The sequence below is a fragment of the Acuticoccus sp. I52.16.1 genome (assembly GCF_022865125.1).
Taxonomy (GTDB): Bacteria; Pseudomonadota; Alphaproteobacteria; order Rhizobiales; family Amorphaceae; genus Acuticoccus.
Window position 1 is genome coordinate 1 of record NZ_CP094829.1, and the last position, 18,461, is coordinate 18,461.

19 protein-coding genes and 6 pseudogenes are annotated in these 18,461 nt (G+C 64.8%); 12 read left to right on the forward strand and 13 right to left on the reverse strand.

All coding sequences use genetic code 11. The features are described from left to right. The first annotated feature begins 369 nt into the window (after positions 1 to 369). Complete coding sequence (locus tag MRB58_RS22970; RefSeq protein ID WP_244782151.1) at positions 370 to 657, forward strand: hypothetical protein; 288 nt, start codon at positions 370 to 372, stop codon at positions 655 to 657. Between the two features lie 58 nt (positions 658 to 715). On the opposite strand, the gene MRB58_RS22975 is transcribed toward MRB58_RS22970, so the two are convergent. The 4 genes from MRB58_RS22975 to MRB58_RS22990 form a co-directional block, all read right to left on the reverse strand. After that, entirely contained in the window at positions 716 to 1,378 is a 663-nt protein-coding gene (locus MRB58_RS22975) for an SMC-Scp complex subunit ScpB (protein WP_244782152.1), read from the reverse strand. 3 nt (positions 1,379 to 1,381) lie between these two features. After that, the gene (locus MRB58_RS22980) at positions 1,382 to 2,320 is read right to left on the reverse strand and encodes a DUF1403 family protein (RefSeq protein WP_244782153.1); all 939 of its coding nucleotides are present in this window, start codon (positions 2,318 to 2,320) and stop codon (positions 1,382 to 1,384) included. Between the two features lie 336 nt (positions 2,321 to 2,656). Beyond that, positions 2,657 to 3,064 carry a type II toxin-antitoxin system VapC family toxin gene (locus MRB58_RS22985; RefSeq protein WP_244782154.1) on the reverse strand — a complete coding sequence of 136 codons (408 nt, stop codon included), beginning with the start codon at positions 3,062 to 3,064 and terminating at the stop codon, positions 2,657 to 2,659. Continuing rightward, on the reverse strand, positions 3,061 to 3,318 hold the full coding sequence (locus MRB58_RS22990; RefSeq protein ID WP_244782155.1) for a type II toxin-antitoxin system Phd/YefM family antitoxin: 258 nt from the start codon (positions 3,316 to 3,318) through the stop codon (positions 3,061 to 3,063). Before MRB58_RS22990 ends, MRB58_RS22985 begins: the two co-directional genes overlap by 4 nt. Before the next feature lie 346 nt (positions 3,319 to 3,664). Here MRB58_RS22990 and MRB58_RS22995 point away from each other — a divergent pair, with 346 nt between their 5' ends. Next, positions 3,665 to 4,756: a tyrosine-type recombinase/integrase gene (locus MRB58_RS22995; protein WP_244782156.1), complete on the forward strand. Its 1,092-nt coding sequence runs from the start codon at positions 3,665 to 3,667 to the stop codon at positions 4,754 to 4,756. A gap of 266 nt (positions 4,757 to 5,022) precedes the next feature. After that, the gene (locus MRB58_RS23000; protein ID WP_244782157.1) at positions 5,023 to 6,105 is read left to right on the forward strand and encodes an IS630 family transposase; all 1,083 of its coding nucleotides are present in this window, start codon (positions 5,023 to 5,025) and stop codon (positions 6,103 to 6,105) included. Here the strand turns inward: MRB58_RS23000 and MRB58_RS24990 are convergent. After that, complete coding sequence (locus MRB58_RS24990) at positions 6,056 to 6,343, reverse strand: FAD binding domain-containing protein (protein WP_371747316.1); 288 nt, start codon at positions 6,341 to 6,343, stop codon at positions 6,056 to 6,058. The two genes, MRB58_RS23000 and MRB58_RS24990, sit on opposite strands and share 50 nt — an antisense overlap. Positions 6,344 to 6,417: 74 nt before the next feature. Here MRB58_RS24990 and MRB58_RS24995 point away from each other — a divergent pair. The 4 genes and pseudogenes from MRB58_RS24995 to MRB58_RS23020 all read left to right on the forward strand — a co-directional run. Next, positions 6,418 to 6,597, forward strand: a pseudogene (locus tag MRB58_RS24995) (helix-turn-helix domain-containing protein); the annotation flags it as partial. A gap of 39 nt (positions 6,598 to 6,636) precedes the next feature. Then, positions 6,637 to 7,005, forward strand: a complete 369-nt coding sequence (locus tag MRB58_RS25000) for a transposase (protein ID WP_371747317.1) — start codon at positions 6,637 to 6,639, stop codon at positions 7,003 to 7,005. Continuing rightward, positions 6,920 to 7,204, forward strand: coding sequence for a hypothetical protein (locus MRB58_RS25005; RefSeq protein ID WP_371747318.1), 285 nt, complete (start codon positions 6,920 to 6,922; stop codon positions 7,202 to 7,204). Before MRB58_RS25000 ends, MRB58_RS25005 begins: the two co-directional genes overlap by 86 nt. Positions 7,205 to 7,305: 101 nt before the next feature. Then, positions 7,306 to 7,455 (forward strand): annotated as a pseudogene (locus tag MRB58_RS23020) (TRAP transporter large permease); the annotation flags it as partial. Between the two features lie 97 nt (positions 7,456 to 7,552). Here MRB58_RS23020 and MRB58_RS23025 read toward each other — a convergent pair. The 3 genes from MRB58_RS23025 to MRB58_RS23035 form a co-directional block, all read right to left on the reverse strand. Further along, positions 7,553 to 8,680, reverse strand: coding sequence for a replication initiator protein A (locus MRB58_RS23025; protein WP_244782158.1), 1,128 nt, complete (start codon positions 8,678 to 8,680; stop codon positions 7,553 to 7,555). Positions 8,681 to 9,466: 786 nt separating this feature from the next. Beyond that, positions 9,467 to 10,486 carry a ParB N-terminal domain-containing protein gene (locus MRB58_RS23030; RefSeq protein ID WP_244782159.1) on the reverse strand — a complete coding sequence of 340 codons (1,020 nt, stop codon included), beginning with the start codon at positions 10,484 to 10,486 and terminating at the stop codon, positions 9,467 to 9,469. 84 nt (positions 10,487 to 10,570) lie between these two features. Next, positions 10,571 to 11,947 (reverse strand): AAA family ATPase, encoded by a 1,377-nt coding sequence (locus tag MRB58_RS23035; RefSeq protein WP_244782160.1) that lies wholly within the window; start codon positions 11,945 to 11,947, stop codon positions 10,571 to 10,573. Positions 11,948 to 12,138: 191 nt separating this feature from the next. Here MRB58_RS23035 and MRB58_RS23040 point away from each other — a divergent pair, with 191 nt between their 5' ends. Beyond that, complete coding sequence (locus tag MRB58_RS23040) at positions 12,139 to 12,438, forward strand: hypothetical protein (RefSeq protein ID WP_244782161.1); 300 nt, start codon at positions 12,139 to 12,141, stop codon at positions 12,436 to 12,438. Next, complete coding sequence (locus MRB58_RS23045) at positions 12,438 to 12,866, forward strand: type II toxin-antitoxin system VapC family toxin (RefSeq protein ID WP_244782162.1); 429 nt, start codon at positions 12,438 to 12,440, stop codon at positions 12,864 to 12,866. Before MRB58_RS23040 ends, MRB58_RS23045 begins: the two co-directional genes overlap by 1 nt. Before the next feature lie 515 nt (positions 12,867 to 13,381). Here the strand turns inward: MRB58_RS23045 and MRB58_RS23050 are convergent. Beyond that, the gene (locus MRB58_RS23050; RefSeq protein ID WP_244782163.1) at positions 13,382 to 14,464 is read right to left on the reverse strand and encodes an IS630 family transposase; all 1,083 of its coding nucleotides are present in this window, start codon (positions 14,462 to 14,464) and stop codon (positions 13,382 to 13,384) included. A gap of 104 nt (positions 14,465 to 14,568) precedes the next feature. Here MRB58_RS23050 and MRB58_RS23055 point away from each other — a divergent pair. The 3 genes and pseudogenes from MRB58_RS23055 to MRB58_RS23065 all read left to right on the forward strand — a co-directional run. Continuing rightward, a pseudogene (locus MRB58_RS23055) lies at positions 14,569 to 14,769 on the forward strand (phosphate/phosphite/phosphonate ABC transporter substrate-binding protein); the annotation flags it as partial. Then, positions 14,766 to 15,050, forward strand: a pseudogene (locus tag MRB58_RS23060) (PhnE/PtxC family ABC transporter permease); the annotation flags it as partial. The pseudogenes MRB58_RS23055 and MRB58_RS23060, both read left to right, overlap by 4 nt. Beyond that, a complete protein-coding gene (locus MRB58_RS23065; protein ID WP_244782164.1) occupies positions 15,050 to 15,721 on the forward strand; it encodes an NADPH-dependent FMN reductase in 672 nt (223 codons plus the stop codon). The pseudogene MRB58_RS23060 and the gene MRB58_RS23065, both read left to right, overlap by 1 nt. Before the next feature lie 49 nt (positions 15,722 to 15,770). Here MRB58_RS23065 and MRB58_RS23070 read toward each other — a convergent pair. From MRB58_RS23070 to merF, 4 genes and pseudogenes are all read right to left on the reverse strand, one after another. Then, positions 15,771 to 16,070, reverse strand: a pseudogene (locus tag MRB58_RS23070) (arsenical resistance protein ArsH); the annotation flags it as partial. Positions 16,071 to 16,130: 60 nt separating this feature from the next. Beyond that, positions 16,131 to 16,793: pseudogene (locus tag MRB58_RS23075) on the reverse strand (FAD-dependent oxidoreductase); the annotation flags it as partial. Next, complete coding sequence (gene merA / locus MRB58_RS23080; RefSeq protein ID WP_305853230.1) at positions 16,790 to 18,214, reverse strand: mercury(II) reductase; 1,425 nt, start codon at positions 18,212 to 18,214, stop codon at positions 16,790 to 16,792. The gene merA and the pseudogene MRB58_RS23075, both read right to left, overlap by 4 nt. Before the next feature lies 1 nt (position 18,215). Next, positions 18,216 to 18,455, reverse strand: coding sequence for a mercury resistance system transport protein MerF (merF, locus tag MRB58_RS23085; protein WP_244782165.1), 240 nt, complete (start codon positions 18,453 to 18,455; stop codon positions 18,216 to 18,218). Positions 18,456 to 18,461: the final 6 nt, after the last annotated feature.

Below are 18,461 nucleotides of genomic sequence, written 5' to 3' on the forward strand. Positions count from 1 at the left end.
GCTCCACCACTCATCTCCACCGCCAAGGCCGCATGACGATGGCCTCCCTCGCTACACCCCAATTCTCCACCTCATTGACGGACGTGACCCTCCAAACAGAAACAAAAGACGGTATGCTATCGAGATCTGGTCCGATCAAGGAATAGACCGGCAATGCCGATACGACGCGAACAACGGGGGTTCTACCCCATCGATTGGCCGGAGCTGAGCCATGTTATTCGCTTCGAGCGTGCGCAGGGATGTTGTGAACGGTGCACGAAACCGCATGGTGCGCGCGTTTGGCATCTTGGCGAGATGCGCATTTCGGGACACGTCGGTCTCTGGTGGACAGGCGAGGCTTGGCGCGACGAGAACGGGAAAAAGGTCAAGTTGGCGCCGCTTTCGGCGCTCCAGAAGCAGGCGCTTCAACAAGTGTGGCTCTGGCCCGAACTGGTCTCTCCGGAGAAGGATGCCGCGATGATCGGTCTGCGTCGCTCGACGGTGTCTCTCGCGTGCTGCCATCTTGACCACGATTCATTCAACAACGCGCCGTCAAACCTCGCCGCACTTTGCCAGCGCTGCCATTTGAAGCACGATGCCAAAGACAACCTGTCCCGCCGGCGCCTGAACCGATGGTCCCGATTGACAAACGGCATGCGTTCATTCGCGTTTGCTTGATCGTTGACCAACAGAGCCAGATTGACGGGACCGCCGGCCTGACATGAAAGCAGGCTCGCTAGTCGATCTCGTCATCATCGCGCATGAAGCGCCCGGCGACGGGAATATCCCCCGCCATCAGCTTCTCTTTGGACAGCAAGCCCGCGTCCTCGAGGGCTTCCATATCCGGCAGGTCCCGCAGAGTGTCGAAGCCAAAATGCGACAGGAACGACGGCGTAGTGACATAGGTGTAGGGGGCGCCTGGAGTCGGACTGCGCGGCCCCGCCGCGATAAAGCCCAGCGAGCGCAGGTGGCCGATGACATCACGGCTGACGTCCTTGCCGAAAAAAACGCTGAGCTCGCCGCGTGTGATCGGTTGGAAATACGCGATGCACATCAAGACCAGCGCATCTGACTGCGATAGCGCCTGCGTCTCGTCACCAAGGCCGGTGGCGGCACGAATGGCGGTAGCAAAACCCGTTCTGGTGCGGAACTGCCAACCGCCGGCGACCGCGACAAGCTCGTAGGCTCGGCCACGCAGCTCGCTGCGGATATCGTCGATGATCAGATCGAGGTTGCACTCGCGGCCGACGACACGTGCCAGAACCTCGCGGCCCACGGGCTCGGGCGAGGCGAAAATCACCGCTTCGACACGGCCCATCCATTCCCGCCAGCGTAGATCTGGCGGCAAATCTGCAAGTTCGACGTCGAGATCCCGTTTGGTCCGCTGGCGGCGCGTCATGATCTACAGCCCATAGAGCCGAAAGGTCGGCCGTCCGGTGAGCTCGCGCACGCCCCCCAGTGCGACCAGACGTTGGAACATCCGTCGGCTTGAGCGAGCGCTCGCCGCCTTGCCGGATCTGGCAGGCTGCGCGTCCTCACTGAGCAGGATCGCCACCATTCTATCGGCATCCCTGCTCCGCAGCTGCGGTGCCACCTGGAGAAGTTGTTCGGCGCGCCGGGCCAGATCGAGATAGCGGTCGGCCGCCGCCGCGGCGCCCCGGGCATAGGCGAGGTTGCAGGCATCGAGCCAGGCGCTATCGCCATCGCCGTGCGCGGCGGCGTTAGGGAAATCGCCGCGCTTCAGGTACGCCGCAAGCAACGGCACGGGCGACGGCCAATTCAGACGATGCGCCAGGACCGCGTCCGCGAGCCAGAGCGCAAGCGGCCGGCTATCGGGCCGAACCCGCAGACTGTTCGCCGCGACCGCGGCCGCGATTCGGACCGCGCTCCCCTGCCCTTTCCGCTGGTCAGAGGCAAAGGCAATGGCGTTCTGGAGCGCATCATCGCAGGTGTGCCCGAGCAACGTCGCGAGCTTCATCTCCCACTCGCTGGGGGACATCGCAGAACGCTCGCCCAGCCAACGCCAGACCTTGAGCAAGCGCCCGGCCGGTCCTGGATCATCGCCAGCACGGCGCAGATACCAGTGGTCGCGCAGAATCGCCTCGTCCTCTGTCCGGCCGCCGAGGTTGGCTAACATCGCTGCACAGGTCAGCGACAAGCGCTGCCGCCATAAAATGCCGAGCGGGTGTTCGTGGCGGGCGACCGGATGCATGGCGGCGAGGGCAGCGCCGCAGAGAAAGCTCGCGTCGTCAACGGCTTCGCCTGACGTCGGCGGGCGCGACCAGTTGGGAACCGGCGGGAAGTGTGGCGGCGGTTCGGGCATGATTCGCGCACGGGCCATCTGTGAGCCTCTCTCATTGCGGCGCTTTGCGCCCTACCGAGTGGCATATAGCGCCGCGTTTGGCCGCGGTCGTTCGTATCAAAAAACAGTCCTGTTGTGATACGAATGGTCCCTTGTCCGGCCCGCCTCATGAGCTAAATCGACTTCGCGTCGCTCTGCAGACTCGCGGGTTAGCGTCCACGGAAGTGGTGGAGTTTCGGGCGTGGGTTGGGGGTGGCCATCGGGACGTGCGGGTACGGTGGAGTTTGCCGACTTCAACCGATCCACAGAGGACCCGATGACCGAGGACAGGATGGCGCTGATGGAGGCGCTGCAAAAGGCCGACGGCGGGCCAACCTAATCTTCGCCCCAGGGGCTGTAGAGCGCGACTCCAAACCCAAGATTGCGGGTCGCCAGCGTCAGACCGTGCACCAGAGCAGTCGCCGCGATCAGCGCATCGGCAAGATGTAACGTGCGCCCACGCTGCGCCTGTCCGGCGCGTAGGGCAGCCGCCGCTCTCGCTTCGGGCACACCGACCGGTAAAACGCGGTCTTGATAAAGCGAAAGGAAACGCTCCACCGTCTCGGTCAGAGTTCGCCGCCTCGTTCCGTCTCCGAGCCGCTCCAGCCCATAGCGCAGTTCATGCAGCGTGATCACGGAAATGAATCCGTCCTCCAGCGTGTCGAGATAAGCAACCACCTGCGGGTTGCGGTTGAGCTTGGTAAGCTCGGAGATCACGTTGGTGTCGAGGAGCACGCCCGTCACGAAGGCTCATCGAAAGGATTGGGACGTGGTGGCTCAATACGCGAGGGGAGTTCGAGTTCGCCCAACTGAGGCCAGTTCTGGACCAACCAGTGGCCGAGCCGCTGACGCGGCGCCTGAAGGCGCTGCCACTCGGCTTCTGAGACTACCATGTAGCCGCGGCGAGTACCGATGCGCTGTGGCCCTTCCTCTCCGGCGCGCCGCAGCACTTCGGACAGACGCGCCTTGGCCTCGGCGATCGTCCAGATATGGGTCATGAATGCCATCCCCGATCTAGTCCATACTAGTCCATATCGCAAGCAAGCCTACACCCGCCCTATGCCGAGCGCCACCTCACCCGCCATTCCGCCGATCTCGTTGCCAAGGGGCGCAGCTCTGGCCGAATAATTGACGAGAAGCATGGCTCACATCAAGCACGACGTTTTGCGCAAGACCTAGCGTCTTCATGTGCCAGACACCGCTTCAAATGCGAATCAGCCAAAGGTCAGCCTGCCCATCGCGGCGCTTTTCGATGCGTTTTCGGACGAAAAGCGCCGCACCTGTCGCCCTCTTCTGAGGAACGATAATGTTGCCTTATCAGTCGTTTCGCTCTTTATAGAGGAGATGACCGATTCGCGCGCCCAAGACCCCGCAAAAGCCCTCCCCGCTCCGTCGGCAACGCAGGGCGCCGGCGCGGCGCCCCCCTCCCCCGCCCGGCATGCGCTACCGCCGGCACACCTCGAGCATCTCGTCGAGCGGGCGCGCGGCTACGTCGAAGCCGCGAGCTCGGCCAACACACGCCGCGCTTACGCCGCCGACTGGAAACATTTTACCGGTTGGTGCCGGCGGCAGGGCCTCGACGTGCTGCCGCCCGATCCGCAAACCGTCGGCCTCTACATCACTGCCTGTGCCTCCGGAACGGTAAGCGGCGACAAGAAACCCAACGCCGTCACGACGATCGAGCGCCGCCTCTCGGCATTGAGCTGGCACTATGCGCAACAGGGACAGCCGCTCGACCGCAAGGACCGCCATATCGCAACCGTGATGGCCGGCGTGCGCAACAAGCACTCCTCCCCTGCCCGCCAGAAGGAGGCGATCCTCCCCGAGGATCTGATCGCCATGCTGGAAACGCTCGATCGCGGCACGCTGCGCGGCCTGCGCGACCGGGCCATGCTCCTGCTCGGCTTCGCCGGAGGTCTGCGCCGCTCCGAAATCGTCGGTCTTGATGTCGGCCGCGACCAGACCGATGACGGCCGTGGCTGGATCGAGATTCTTGACAAGGGGCTGATCGTCACCCTGCGCGGCAAAACCGGATGGCGCGAGGTCGAGATCGGCCGCGGCTCGGCGGAGACCACGTGCCCCGTTGCAGCGATCGAGACCTGGCTGAGACTCGGCCGCATCGCGCACGGGCCGCTGTTTCGTCGCGTCACGGGCCGCGGCAAGCTGCTCGCGAGCGACAGGCTCAACGATCAGGAAGTCGCACGGGTGGTCAAGCGCGCGGCGCTGGCCGCCGGTATCCGTGGCGATCTCTCCGAAGGCGAACGGGCGCAAAAGTTCGCCGGCCATTCCCTGCGCGCCGGCCTCGCCTCCTCCGCCGAAGTCGAGGAGCGCTACGTCCAAAAACACCTCGGCCACGCCTCCGCCGATATGACCCGACGCTACCAACGCCGCCGCGATCGCTTCCGCGTCAACCTTACAAAAGCCGCCGGACTATGACCGACCACCCACCAGCCCAGTGATGCCCGGGCGCTCGCCTGAGGAGATAGTGATCGCATTGGACAACGGATGATCCTGGCTAGCAGCGCAAAGCAATAGCTGGGCAGGTCACATGTTACCTATTGGGTGCTCAGACCTCACCGCCAACTCGACGCACCGTGCCTGCAACGAATGATGCTTTGTCTGACAATAACTAGTGGATTGATCGGATCAAAAGAGTCCGGCTTGTGGATTCCATATTGGATTGCGGCGTGCGAGTCTGGCGCATGCGCACCGGTATCTCCTTCACGTTATCTTCGCGCGACCGCCAGAGATTGCTGGCGATCGTCGCGTCACCGCGGAGCCCGCAGAAGCATGTCTGGCGGTCGCGTATCGTGCTTTTGAGCGGCGACGGTCTCGGCACTTCGGCGATCATGGCTGAGACGGGCAAGTCCAAGACCTGCGTGTGGCGCTGGCAGGAGCGGTTCATGAGCGAAGGCGTCGATGGCCTGCTTCGCGACAAGTCGCGTCCGCCAGGCAAGGCTCCGGTCGCGCCCGATCACGTCGCCGAGATCGTCCGCCTGACGCTTGAGCCGCCGCCGTTCGAGGCCACCCATTGGACGCTGCGGGCGATGGCGAAGGTGGCCGGCGTGGCGGCTTCGACCGTGCAGGGCATCTGGAAGGCGCACGGACTCAGCCCGCACCGCTGGCGGCACTTCAAGCTCTCCAACGACCCGGCCTTCGCCGAGAAGCTCACCGACATTGTCGGCTTGTATGTCGATCCGCCGGCTCATGCGGTGGTGCTGTCGGTCGATGAAAAATCGCAGATCCAGGCGCTCGACCGCACCCAGCCCGGCCTCCCGATGAAGAAGGGCCGCGCCGGCACCATGACCCACGACTATAAACGCCACGGCACCACCACGCTGTTTGCCGCACTCAACGTGCTCGACGGTACGGTCATCGGGCAGAACATGCAGCGCCACCGCCATCAGGAGTTCATCCGCTTCCTCAACCGCATCGAGCGCGAGGTGCCGCCCGATAAGGCCATCCATGTGATCCTCGACAACTACGCCGCGCACAAGAAGGACAAGGTCCGTGCCTGGCTCGACCGCCATCCGCGCTGGACCTTCCACTTCACGCCAACCTCGTGCTCCTGGCTCAATGCCGTCGAAGGCTTCTTCGCCAAGCTCACCCGGCGCAGGCTCAAGCACGGCGTCTTCTATTCCGTCGTCGATCTTCAGGCCGCCATCAACCGCTTCGTGAGCGAATACAATGCGGCGAACCCAAAACCATTCGTCTGGAAAGCCGATCCCGATGATATCATCGCCGCTCGAAACAGAGGGTTCCAAACGTTGGAATCAATCTACTAGATCTAATCTCGGTGGCTGAATGTGAGCATAAACCTAGAAAAACTTTGGTTAACGCTGTCGCCGGCGCTGCAGCGCCAGGTTGCGGCCCGTGCGGGATCTCGATCTCGACGAGGGTCTCGCCCTGCCCGAGTGCCGTTTCCATCAGACCGGTGAAGAAGGCATCGGCCGGAATCTCGCGCCAACCTTTCGGTCCGGTCGCCCGGAGTGTTGCGCAGAGCAGCGTGAGGATCAGCGGCACCTCCGAGGCAGGATCGTGAAATTCATCATCGGAACGAGACTCCGGCCGCCGGCGATCAGCTTCGCCCGGTCGCCATGTTCGCGGAGCGCGGCTTCGACCGTCTCGCTGCAAACGGGAGCGCCACGACGACAGAGGCGATCCGTCGAGCAATACAAAATAGTCAAGAGAGCCTGAGAGTTCTCGCCAGGCGCTACGGCATCAATCAGAAGACCGTCGCCAAATGGAAGAAGCGTGGCTCTGTCACCGACCTGCCGAAGAACCAGCCCGGTGCGCGGCGCGTCGATGATCGCCGCGTGATCTCGGGCATCATCCACGTGCTGAGGAGCGGCTGCCGCTGGCGTGATGTGCCGGCGGTCTACGGCCCGCCAAAGACGATCTACAATCGCTGGCACCGGTGGTCTCAGCGGCGCTTCTGGCAGAGCCTCTTCGAGGCCTTGCGCGAGGTCAGCCCCGACGATGCCCATTGCATCGATAGCACCACGCAATGGCCCACCGCTCTTCCGCCGGCGGAAAAGGGGGGCGTCTTGCCAGGATATCGGCCGCTCGCGCGGCGGTCGCAGCACCAAGATCCACCTACTGACCGACGGTCGCGGTCGGCCGATCGCGTTCCAGCTCACCCCCGGCCAGCGCGGCGATGTGCGCGTCGCAATTCCGCTGCTTGAGAAGGTGCCTGCCGGTCGCATGTGCCTCGCCGAATGGCGAGCGCGCACCGGCGGCGTCGCGGATTGGCTTGGAAACGGGATGATGTCCAGCTGGCTGTGGCGCGGGCTCAATCAGCGCGGCCTTCCGGTGGTCTGCATTGATGCGCGACATGCCCATGTAGTGCTCTCGAACGGCGATCGCTCGCATGGAGGCCGGTAACTTCGGTGACATAAAGTCGGTGGGGGAGGGAGTCTCGGAGCGACGAATCGATTACGGCCCGGGTTATCGACCTATTTCGGACGGGACGGCCAGGACCTCGTCCGCCGGTGGGTCTCAACGTCTACGTCATCAAGGGCGCGCTAGGCGACACGGTCTCGCTGACGACGATCTTCAAGGGAGTGACGTGGTTCATCCTGACCGACCTCGTCACCCTCACGATCATCATCGCCCTCCCCGCTCTCAGCGCCTAACTGCCGAGCCTCATCGACGTCTGAGCGGGCACGCCCCCTCCCCGCCACCGTTTCGCGCGCGAAACGCCACACCTCGCCGCGAATGTCTTTCGACCGCTCACGCCTCGCCGTGATGGCGATACCAGCTGGCGCAGAACTTTGCGAAATGGGGTTTCGGCCGCTTGATGGCGGTGCCTGATTTCGCACACCAGGCCTCCCACTCCTGCCGCAACAGGTAGGGATCCCAGGCTGGCGCATGTTTGCGGGCGATGTCCTGCCATTCGGCGCCGAGATCGATGGGGGGCGCCTCCCCTCCCCTGCCGTGAGCACCCCTCGCGCCCGCCGACTTGCGCGGCATCGTCCCGCGATTGTGGAAGGCGACGGTGTCCTCGGCCTCGTCGAAGACCACCCGGTAGTCGGGCAGGTGATCGCTGCGGGCGAGTTCCTTGATGGCGCGGCGGAACTCCTTCAGGGTGGAGCGTGAGCCGGATTTCTGGTGGAGGCGCGTCAAGGGCCAGGGCTTCCAGCTGTCCTGCTGGCCCACCGCCTTGCGCGCGAGCTCGTAGACCCGGCGCTCAACGGGCCGCTTGAGGCGGAAATAGTCGCGATGAAGGGTCAGCACCGCCCGCCGCTCGATGGCCTCCAGCACCATGTCGGACAAGGTGATGCGCAGGCTTCGCGGCTTGCCGCTGATCTCGTCGGTCTCGAGCGCCGCCCGGTCGATGATGCCCATCCACTCGTCCTTGCGCGTGCCTTCGAAGACGACGTTGGTGCGAAAGCGCGTGCCGTCGAGCCGGTCGAGGCTGTCGCACAGCGCATCGTAGTCGCGCCCGCCGGTGCCGCGCTGGGTGTAGACGAGGAAGGCATAAGGGTCGATCTCCACAGTCTTGGGCAGCGGGTCCCCGTCCTCGTGCTTCGCCATGATCTGGCTGATGGCGTAGATGATGAGGTCTTTGTCGTAGATCGTCGGCAGCCCTTTGACGGACGGGCGGAATTCGATCCACTTGTTGCCGTAGGTGTAGCGGCGCGGCTCGCGGTCGGGCTTCTTGGTGAGCGAATAGAACGGGTGCTCCATCGAGGCCATGTCGTCCTTGAGGATCACGTCGGAAAGATCGCAGACGAACAGATCGCCCTGCGGCGAGCGTGGCGCCTTGAGCGGAGCCGGCCCGTCGCGATCGACGCGCGGGTCGTCTTCCGTCAGCGCCAGCTGTCGGGAATCACCCACCTCGTCATAGAGTGCGCCCATGATCTGCCCTCGCCCCTCTCGCCCTCAATGCCGATTGTGACTTGCCTCGCCGGCGGTACTGCCAGTCCAAAGTGCCGGGCGATCCATCGGGAATCACCCACCGCCAGAATTCGGGAATCACCCCCCACCGGCCCGGCATCGACCGAACCGCCTAGCAAGCCTAGCCTATTTTGTCGGGAAACGCACACCGCTTTATCGGGAATGACCCACCGCCCCTCTGTGCCGGACGATCCCTGCCCGTTTTCGGGCATGCGACAGCCGGTCAAAACTTACCCTGGCGGCGCTCGCACGACCCTTCCTGCCAGTCTAAAGGACGCAATCCCCGTCGGGAATCGCCCACCTCGCGGCGTGGCGGCGCGGCCGAGCGATTCGGGAATCACCCACCGAAATTACCTGAGGCGCGGCCGTTTGTCGGGAATCACCCACCGCCCAGGCGGACCTTCCTATGCAAAACCGGGCACACAGCCGCCATCAGCCGCAAGTTTCGCGATAAATGGCCCCCGAAGGGCTGCAAAATGCACCCGCAGAGACCGCCTTCGCCTCGGGAATCACCCACCTTGCTCCATTTGCGCGCGTCGCGAAGGAATCGGGATTCACCCACCGCGACTCGGGAATAACCCACCCTCATTTCGGGTTTCACCCACCCTGAATCGGGAATCGCCCACCGCAACGCCGCGAGAGAAGCCAAATTCCCGAATTATTTCAGTCAATTGGATTCAACCAGCCGACCCTAAACACTTAAACCCATAGGAAACACAATAAACACAGGAAGGCAAAGCCGCCGGTTCAGCCTTCCTGCCGCAACATCTGGCGCACTTTCTCGCGCAGTTCCTGGGACAGCTCCGGGCCGCGCAGAACCATTTCCTCGGCCGTTTCGCGACAGAGAAGGCCAGGACGGAGATATTCCTGCCGCGGTTTGGACCGAGCGGCCGCCGCTGGACGCGTGGGCGACAGGAGACGAGCCAAAACGTCAGTTTCCTCATCTGCCGTCCGCGGTGCGGCAGTCGCCAGCGCGTCGCGCACGCGATCGATGGCATCGCCATTGCCGTCGAGGAGCTTCACCAACGCGAGGCCCTGCCGCTCCGTAATGGCAGCGGGAAATTTCAGCACGCCGTCGAGCGCCTCCACCAGCAGCATGAAGCTGCCGATCTTGGAGCGGCGGGGACGGCTCGCCGAGGCAAAAAGGTCCGAAAGGGCCGTGCGGGTATCGGGATAGACGCCCGTCTCGGCGGAACGCACCGCGATCCGCGCCCGCTCATAGTAGGAGAGCGCGGCGCGGATTTCGTTTTCCTCCACCATAGCCTGATAGGCCAGCCGGGCCGACTGAGGATGGCGAATGGCGGCCAGAACATCGCTGGCTCCGAGGTTGCGCAGCGCCATCACCCGACGCCAGCCAGAAATGAGGCCCCAGCGTCCGCCCGCCCTCGCCTCACCGAGATCGGCCACCTCGATAGCGGTCTGCTGACCCCGCCGCCGCAAGCTTTCCGTGAGCGTGGCCATCTCCTCATCGTCGAGGACGATGCGGTCGCGCACCAGGTAACCGACGTCGATGTCGTCGAGCGGTATGTTGAGCAACAGGCGGCCTTCGGACCGCGCCGCCTCGAGGCCCTGACCCATCTCGTTGAGGGCAGCAATGGCCGCAGCCTCACCGGCCACACCGGCGATGGGCGGCCGTCGCCGCGGTGTTGCGTTGCTGTCGGTGGCACTGGCGGGGACAACCGGATCGGCGCTCTTGGTCTCCGGGGCGCGTTCGTCCGCAGTCGGAGGTGCCAGACGGGCTGGGGTGAGACGCTTACGCTTGGCCACGACGGCTCCTCCTCAAAACGGCTGGATGGCAGGCAGGCGTTTCGCATGCGAAACGCTTCGGGGTCGCTGAGCGGGTGGAAAGGCTCATTCGGCAGCCTCCCGCCCCGCGACCTCGTCGCGGCGCCAGGCGCCGAGGATGAGGCTCTTCAGCATCGCGTAAGTGGCGTCGAACGTTTCGCGACCGCGGGCGTAGGTCTCGCGGTTGAAGTCGCGATAGTCGGCTTCGTAAATGCCGCGCACCTGCTCGCCCGCCTGGCCGATGAGTGCGGTAAAGTCCTGCCGGTGCGGGCTCAAGGTGCGGCCGAGATAGGCCTGCATCAGCGAGGCGAGCTCGCCCTGCTGTGCCGCGTCGAAACGGGTGACAACGGCGCGCACCGCATCCCACTGGAACATCGTTTCGGGACGCCCCAGCGCTCGGGCCGCGCGGTTCTCGCCGTCCTCGATGGAGCTGAACGTGGAATGCAGCATGTCGAAGAAGCGGCCCGTGGAGTCGAACTCCAGAAACGAGGCACCCAGCGGCACTAGGAGGATGTCCGCCGCCGAGAGGCCGTTGATGGTGAGATAGCCGAGGGCAGGGGGCGTATCGAGGAAGATGATGTCGTAGTCGGTGAGGAGATGATCGTCGGCCAACGTCTCGCCCAGCGCATCCCACAGATTCCAGCCGCCCGCCGCCATGCGCCAGACCGGGATCTGGAACTCAGCCCAGTAGAGGTTTAGCTGCGCACCGATTAGGTCGATGTTGGGCCAGTGGGTCTTGCGCACCAGGTCGGCCGCCTTCACCGTGAGCGCGTCCTTCAGCGTCTCGTCCAGCGTCAGGCGTGCGTCGCCGCGCTTGGCACGCCGCTCGTTCTCGGCCTCCACGAAGCGCGCATAATGGCGTGCCACCAGGGGGAACACCGTGTCCCATTCGTCTGCCACCTCGCCGCCGAAGATGGAGGTCATCGAGCCCTGGCTGTCGAGGTCGATGGCCAGCACGCGGTAGCCGTCGAGTGCGGCCGACATGGCAAGGTGCGCCGCCGTCGAGGTCTTGCCGACGCCACCCTTGAAGTTGGCCACGGTGACCACCTTGGCCGGTAGGCCCTTCGGCCGGTAAGGCAGGTATTTCTTGGCCTTCGACCCTTCTGCGCCGAAGAAGGCGCGCAACTTCAGCACCTCGTCGAGCGAGAACCATTTCGCCCCGCCTTCCGATTCCGAATAGCCTTGCGGCAACTCGGGGTTCGCCCGCAGTACGCGGCGAAAATGCGCCGGCGCCACGGGAATGAGATAGCGTGTGATCTCCCAGGTGGAGAACGGGCGTAGCCGGCGCTCGCCACGCTCGTTGATGCCGCGTGAGATGAGGTCCTTGCGGCCCGCCGCGCAGGCCCGCGCGATGGCAGCGAAACCCTCGGTCGTTGCCGGATCCCCTAGATCACGCAGCGCCGCGTCCGGATCGATCCTGAAATAGGGCGGGGTGTCGGTCATGTCGGGGGCCTCGTGCATGTGCCACGTTTGCGCGCAGATACCGTGTGTCGCGGTACACCGTTAGAAAGCACGAACCTCTTTCCAAGGTGTGAACCGCTGGCGGAGGACGCGCCCCGCCGGCGCAGAAATCGCCGAAGCTTGCAACCGAGTATGACCGGATATATAGCCGGCAGGCACGATGGGGAGGGCTCATGGGCAAGGCACAGCAACGCGCCGTCGAAAGCTATCGCACGCGCCTCGGTGAGCGCGGTCTTATGCGCTTCGAAGTCATCGGCCGCGACACCGATCGCGAGCTCATCCGCAGCCTTGCCCGCCAGCTCTCGGAGGATACCGACGCGGCGGCCCGCCTGCGCGACACGGTGCGTCGCACGGTGCTGGGCGAAACGCCGCAAAAGGGCGGCATCCTGGCAGCGCTGCGACGCTCGCCCCTCGTCGGCGCCGATCTGGACGTCCAGCGTGAGCGCAGCGAAGGTCGCACCGTCGAGATCTGATGCGCTTCCTTCTCGACACCAACATCATCAGCAACGCCGTCAAGCCCCAACCCTCCGAGCCGCTTCTCGCGTGGCTCGGCGATCAGAGCGACCAAGACCTCTTCATCGCAACGCTCACCGTGGCCGAGCTGCGCCGCGGCGTCCTCGAAAAGTCGGCAGGCAAGCGGCGCCGCGCGCTGGAGGCCTGGTTCGACGGACCCGACGGTCCGCGCGCGCTGTTTGCCGGGCGAATCCTCGCCTTCGACGAAGCGGCCGCGTTTGTGTGGGCGGAGTTGATGGCAGAGGCGAGCGCCAGGGGCTGCCCACGCAGCGCGCTCGACACCATGATCGCCGCCATCGCCCTCGCCAACGACTGCACCGTCGTCACCGACAACGAAAAGGATTTCGATGGCATCCCGTTCATCAACCCGCTGCGCCCCGCGCGCTGAGCGGGGAGGGAGGGGAGATCGGAATTAAGCGGTGCTGCGGGGGAGGCCATGATGCGCTCCCGCAGGTGTCACGCTGTGCCATTCCCCCGGCCCTCATGCTCCGGGACACCGGAACAAAGAGACTCAAGCTGAAGGGCCACAGCACCCTCGTCGAGGCGCGCCGCCTCAAGCTCCCTCGAGCGGCGCGGTCGGTCTGCAGACCAAGATTACTGACGAGCAGTTTGAAGTGTCGTCCGGCGCGCGAATTTGCGCAAGCAACTCATAGCAAGGAGGCCCGCAAGGGCTACGCATGTTGTTGACGTTTTCATAATAATTCGACACGTTTATTAAGAAATGCTCGGAGGCTGCTGACCTTTCTCGTGCTGATGGGGGCCGCCATCCTCGCTCGGTACCGGAATCGCTGGTTCGGTCGCTGTCATCGAAAGCGCAATGTTCCGCGCGTCTTGCGCGATACTGACGAGCGTATATCTCCTCAGAAGGGTGGCGGAGCCTGAGGAAATTGTTGGGGTCGTTCTCTAGTAGATTGATTCCAACGTTTGGAACCCTCTGTTTCGAGCGGCGATGATATCATCGGGATCGGCTTTCCAGACGAATGGTTTTGGGTTCGCCGCATTGTATTCGCTCACGAAGCGGTTGATGGCGGCCTGAAGATCGACGACGGAATAGAAGACGCCGTGCTTGAGCCTGCGCCGGGTGAGCTTGGCGAAGAAGCCTTCGACGGCATTGAGCCAGGAGCACGAGGTTGGCGTGAAGTGGAAGGTCCAGCGCGGATGGCGGTCGAACCAGGCACGGACCTTGTCCTTCTTGTGCGCGGCGTAGTTGTCGAGGATCACATGGATGGCCTTATCGGGCGGCACCTCGCGCTCGATGCGGTTGAGGAAGCGGATGAACTCCTGATGGCGGTGGCGCTGCATGTTCTGCCCGATGACCGTACCGTCGAGCACGTTGAGTGCGGCAAACAGCGTGGTGGTGCCGTGGCGTTTATAGTCGTGGGTCATGGTGCCGGCGCGGCCCTTCTTCATCGGGAGGCCGGGCTGGGTGCGGTCGAGCGCCTGGATCTGCGATTTTTCATCGACCGACAGCACCACCGCATGAGCCGGCGGATCGACATACAAGCCGACAATGTCGGTGAGCTTCTCGGCGAAGGCCGGGTCGTTGGAGAGCTTGAAGTGCCGCCAGCGGTGCGGGCTGAGTCCGTGCGCCTTCCAGATGCCCTGCACGGTCGAAGCCGCCACGCCGGCCACCTTCGCCATCGCCCGCAGCGTCCAATGGGTGGCCTCGAACGGCGGCGGCTCAAGCGTCAGGCGGACGATCTCGGCGACGTGATCGGGCGCGACCGGAGCCTTGCCTGGCGGACGCGACTTGTCGCGAAGCAGGCCATCGACGCCTTCGCTCATGAACCGCTCCTGCCAGCGCCACACGCAGGTCTTGGACTTGCCCGTCTCAGCCATGATCGCCGAAGTGCCGAGACCGTCGCCGCTCAAAAGCACGATACGCGACCGCCAGACATGCTTCTGCGGGCTCCGCGGTGACGCGACGATCGCCAGCAATCTCTGGCGGTCGCGCGAAGATAACGTGAAGGAGATACCGGTGCGCATGCGCCAGACTCGCACGCCGCAATCCAATATGGAATCCACAAGCCGGACTCTTTTGATCCGATCAATCCACTAGGAGAACGCTCATGTTCACCCGTTGCGCTCTGATGGGCGCTGTTGCCGCCGTTGCGTTTGCGGTCGCGCCCGTTGCTCACGCGGAGTTCAAGCTCGACAGCCGCTATCAGGATGCTGACGGCGATCTTGTTGCCGACATCCCCACCGATACGACGCAGCTCGTCGATCCCGACACCCTCATCTTTGCGTATACACCCGTCGAGGATCCGGCCGTGTACGCCGAGGCTTCGAAGCCATCGAGGCGACGGGCGCCGGCCCGCTTCAGCGGCTCAACTACGGAACTTGGCCGCAGATCGCGCCCGCCTTCTGGGGCATCTCGGTGTTTCGCTGGGATATCAACATCCGCGAGAGCGCGGTGCTCGGCCTCGTCGGCGCGGGTGGCCTGGGGCTGAAGCTGCAATCCTCGCTGAATGTGCTCGCCTGGCCGCAGGTGACGATGATCCTCCTCGTGATCTTCGCGACCGTGATCGTGAGCGAGTGGGTCAGTGCAGTAGTACGACGGGCGATCACCTGATGGCGACGCCGCTCAACCTCCTCGTCGTAGTCGGCTCGGTCCGGGACAGTGCGCCGCCGCGCCCGGCGCGGCTCGGGCTGCGCGTGGCGCGCGCGATGAGTGCCCACCTCGTTGCCGCCGGGCATTGCCCCGAACTGGTGGACCCTCTCGACATCTCCATCCCGAAGCCGTTCAAGCCGCATTTCGCCTATCCAGCGGGGCAAGCGCCGGCCGCGCTCGAGACGCTGGCTGGGCGGATAGGGCATGCCGACGGCTATGTCATGGTGAGCCCCGAGTACAACCACTCGATGAGTCCGGCACTCGCGGATCTCCTCAATCATTTCGGCAGCTCGCTCTTCTCGTTCAAGCCGAGCGCGATCGTGACCTATTCCGCCGGGCAATGGGGTGGCACGCGGGCGGCCGTCGTCATGCGGACGTTCTTGTCGGAGCTCGGCTGTCTGCCGGTCTCCGCCATGGTGCACGTTCCCTTCGTCCAGGACGTGTTCGACGAGGAGGGGCTTGCGAAGGAGGGCGTGGACGGCGCCCGATGGGATAGCTATTTCGGCCGCGTCTCGTCCCAGCTCGCCTGGTGGGCCATCGCCGCGAAGCACATGCGGCAGGAGCCCGGCGACGCCGTCGCGACGCCCGCATTCACGACCTCGCCGAGCCAGCGCAACGCGCCGCCGTCATGACCGAATTCGAAGCGCTGGTCGGATCGCGCCGGCGACTGCGTCGCCGCAATCAGATCGAGCGCTGATTGACCCGTTTCGACAGCGCCTCGGCGGTTTCGACCCGCTCCGAATAGCGGTCTGTGAGGGTGGCCGAGCGGCCGCGGGTCAGGACGGTGAACTTGAAGAGCTCCTCCATCACGTCGACGATCCGGTTGTAGTAGGGTGAGGCTCGCATCCGGCCCGCCTCGTCGAACTCGTTGAACGCCTTGGTGACGGAGGACTGGTTCGGGATCGTCACCATGCGCATCCAGCGGCCGAGAATGCGCATCTGGTTGACGGCGTTGAAGCTCCGGGAGCCGCCGCAGATAATTTCGATCGCGGTCACCTCCGCGTTCGTACGAACGTAGATGCCGAGCTGGTTGAACTTGTCGATCAGCCATCCGAAGAGGTCATGATCGAAATGCTTCAGCATGCGCTCGCCATGCTGCAGGATCGTCACCTTTGCGCCGGCACGTGCCGCGACATGCGAGAACTCGGCCGCAATGTAGCCGCCGACAAGCACGATCCGCTTCGGCAACGTCTCGAGCCCCAGGAAGCCCGCGTTGTCGATCGGGTTGCTCCTCGCCGGGGATACCGAGCCCGCACTGGCTCCGCCTGCCGCGATCAGGATGTGGCGCGCCTCGACCGCCTCACCGCCGATCTCAAGCGCGTTGCGGCCGGTGAAACGGAGGCGCCCGTGAAAGGCGTCGACCCCTTCTCGGTGAATGCCTTCTCGCGCTTGTCCGGCACCGGACCGGTGAAGCCGCGCTTGAAGGTCATTAGACCCGGCCAGTCGAGATCGGCCGCGCCTTCGACGTCGCGGCCCTTCATGCGCCGGGTGTGATCCGCCGCCTCGGCGTCGCCGATCATCATCTTCTTGGGGTCGCAACCGCGCAGGGCGCAGGTGCCGCCGTAGGGCCGGAAATCGTCCGACGCTCCATCCCGCCGCGCGCACTCGGTTCGCTGCCACCATGGCGGCCGTTCCAGTTCCGATGATCGCAAGGTCGTATCTCTCCGTCATCTCGTCTCCTCGGATCGCGGGCTCGGGGCTCATCCGGCGCAGCAGGAAAGCCTCGCAACATCCTTACCGAAGCTCTGGGCGGCGAGCTTCAGCCCCTCGACGGTGGTGAGATAGGGGAAGATTGTCTCGCCGAGCGCCTGCGTCGTCATCCCGGCCTTCACGGCCATGGCCAGCGTCTGTACGCTGTCGGCACCCTCGGGCGCGAGGATCTGCCCACCGAGGATGCGGTCGGTCTCGGAATCCGCCACCAGCTTGATGAGCCCGCGCGTGTTCCGGGCGGCGAGCGCCCGCGGCACCTGATCGAGCGGCACGATCGAGGTCTTGACCCGATGGCCCGCGGCGCGCCCCTGCGCCTCCGTCAGCCCAACGCCCGCCACCTGCGGATCGGTGAACACAACCCACGGCATCGCACTGTTGTCGTAGGTAAGACTGTCCCCGTTCAACGCGTTCTTCGCCGCGAGCTTCCCGCCATAGGCCGCCATGTAGACGAACTGGTCGCGCCCGGTGACGTCGCCCGCGGCGTAGACGCCGGATCGCGTCGTCCGCATGCGGTCGTCGATGACCACCGCGCCGCGGCCGTCGCGCTCGATACCAGCCTCTGCCAGGTTCAGATCGACGGTGTTGTGGCGCCGGCCGGTCGTCGAAAGGACCTGCGCTGCTGTCAGAGCTTCATCCCGGCCGCGGGCGAGGACGGTGAGCGTGACGCCGTCACCGCCGCGGGCGATGCGACGGTAAGAAAGGCCGGTGCGAACCACGACGCCCTCGTCGCGCAGATACCCTGTCAGCGCCTCCGAGATCTCGGGCTCTACTTCGGGCAGGAGGCGCGAGCGCGCCACGAGCGTCACCGCCGTTCCCATACGCGCGAACATCTGCGCGAGCTCGCAACCGATGTAGCCCCCGCCGATCACGAGGAGGGATCGAGGAAGCTCGGCGAGCTCAAGCGCCGTTGTGCTGGTCAGGACCGGCACGTCCTCGAGGCCGGCGATGTCCGGCATCGCCGGAGACGCGCCGGTGGCGATGATCGCCTTGCCGGCGCGGAGCGGCGCGCCGTCGACCAGGAGAGCGCCGCCATTGAAACGCGCCTGACCTTCAATGTAGTCTATCGTCTCGTAGTTCGGCAGCAGGTCCGCGTACTTCTTCTGTCGTAGCGTCGTGACGAGATCGTCCTTCGCCGCGATGAGCGACAACCAGTCGGTCACGCGGGCTTCGGCCGAAAGTCCGGGGAAACGTGCGGCGGCTCCGGCGCCGTGCAGTGCCTCGGCGGCCCGGATCATCGTCTTCGACGGCACGCAGCCGACATTCACGCAGGTGCCGCCGATCGTGCCGTGGCCGATCAAGGCGACCCGCGCACCGAGTTCCGCGGCGGTGATGGCGGCGGAAAACCCGGCTGATCCCGCGCCGACCACTGCGAGGTCGTAGCCGCCCTTGCGCGGCGTCGAGCAGCAATCTTCCATGTCAGCGTCCTTCGTTCTTCGACTGAGCGATGGGCGCGCAGCAATCGGCCGCTCGGCGCTGCCGCCATATCCCGTAGCCGATCGGCCCAATCGACAGGACCAGCGCCGGCAGCAACACGTAATCGAGCCAGGCAGACAGGCCCACGACCCCGAGACCGATCACGAGGACGGGCGTGAAGCAGCAGATGGCCGCGATGACTACCCCGACGACGCCGGTCCTGATGAGCGTCCGATCCTTCATGTCGAC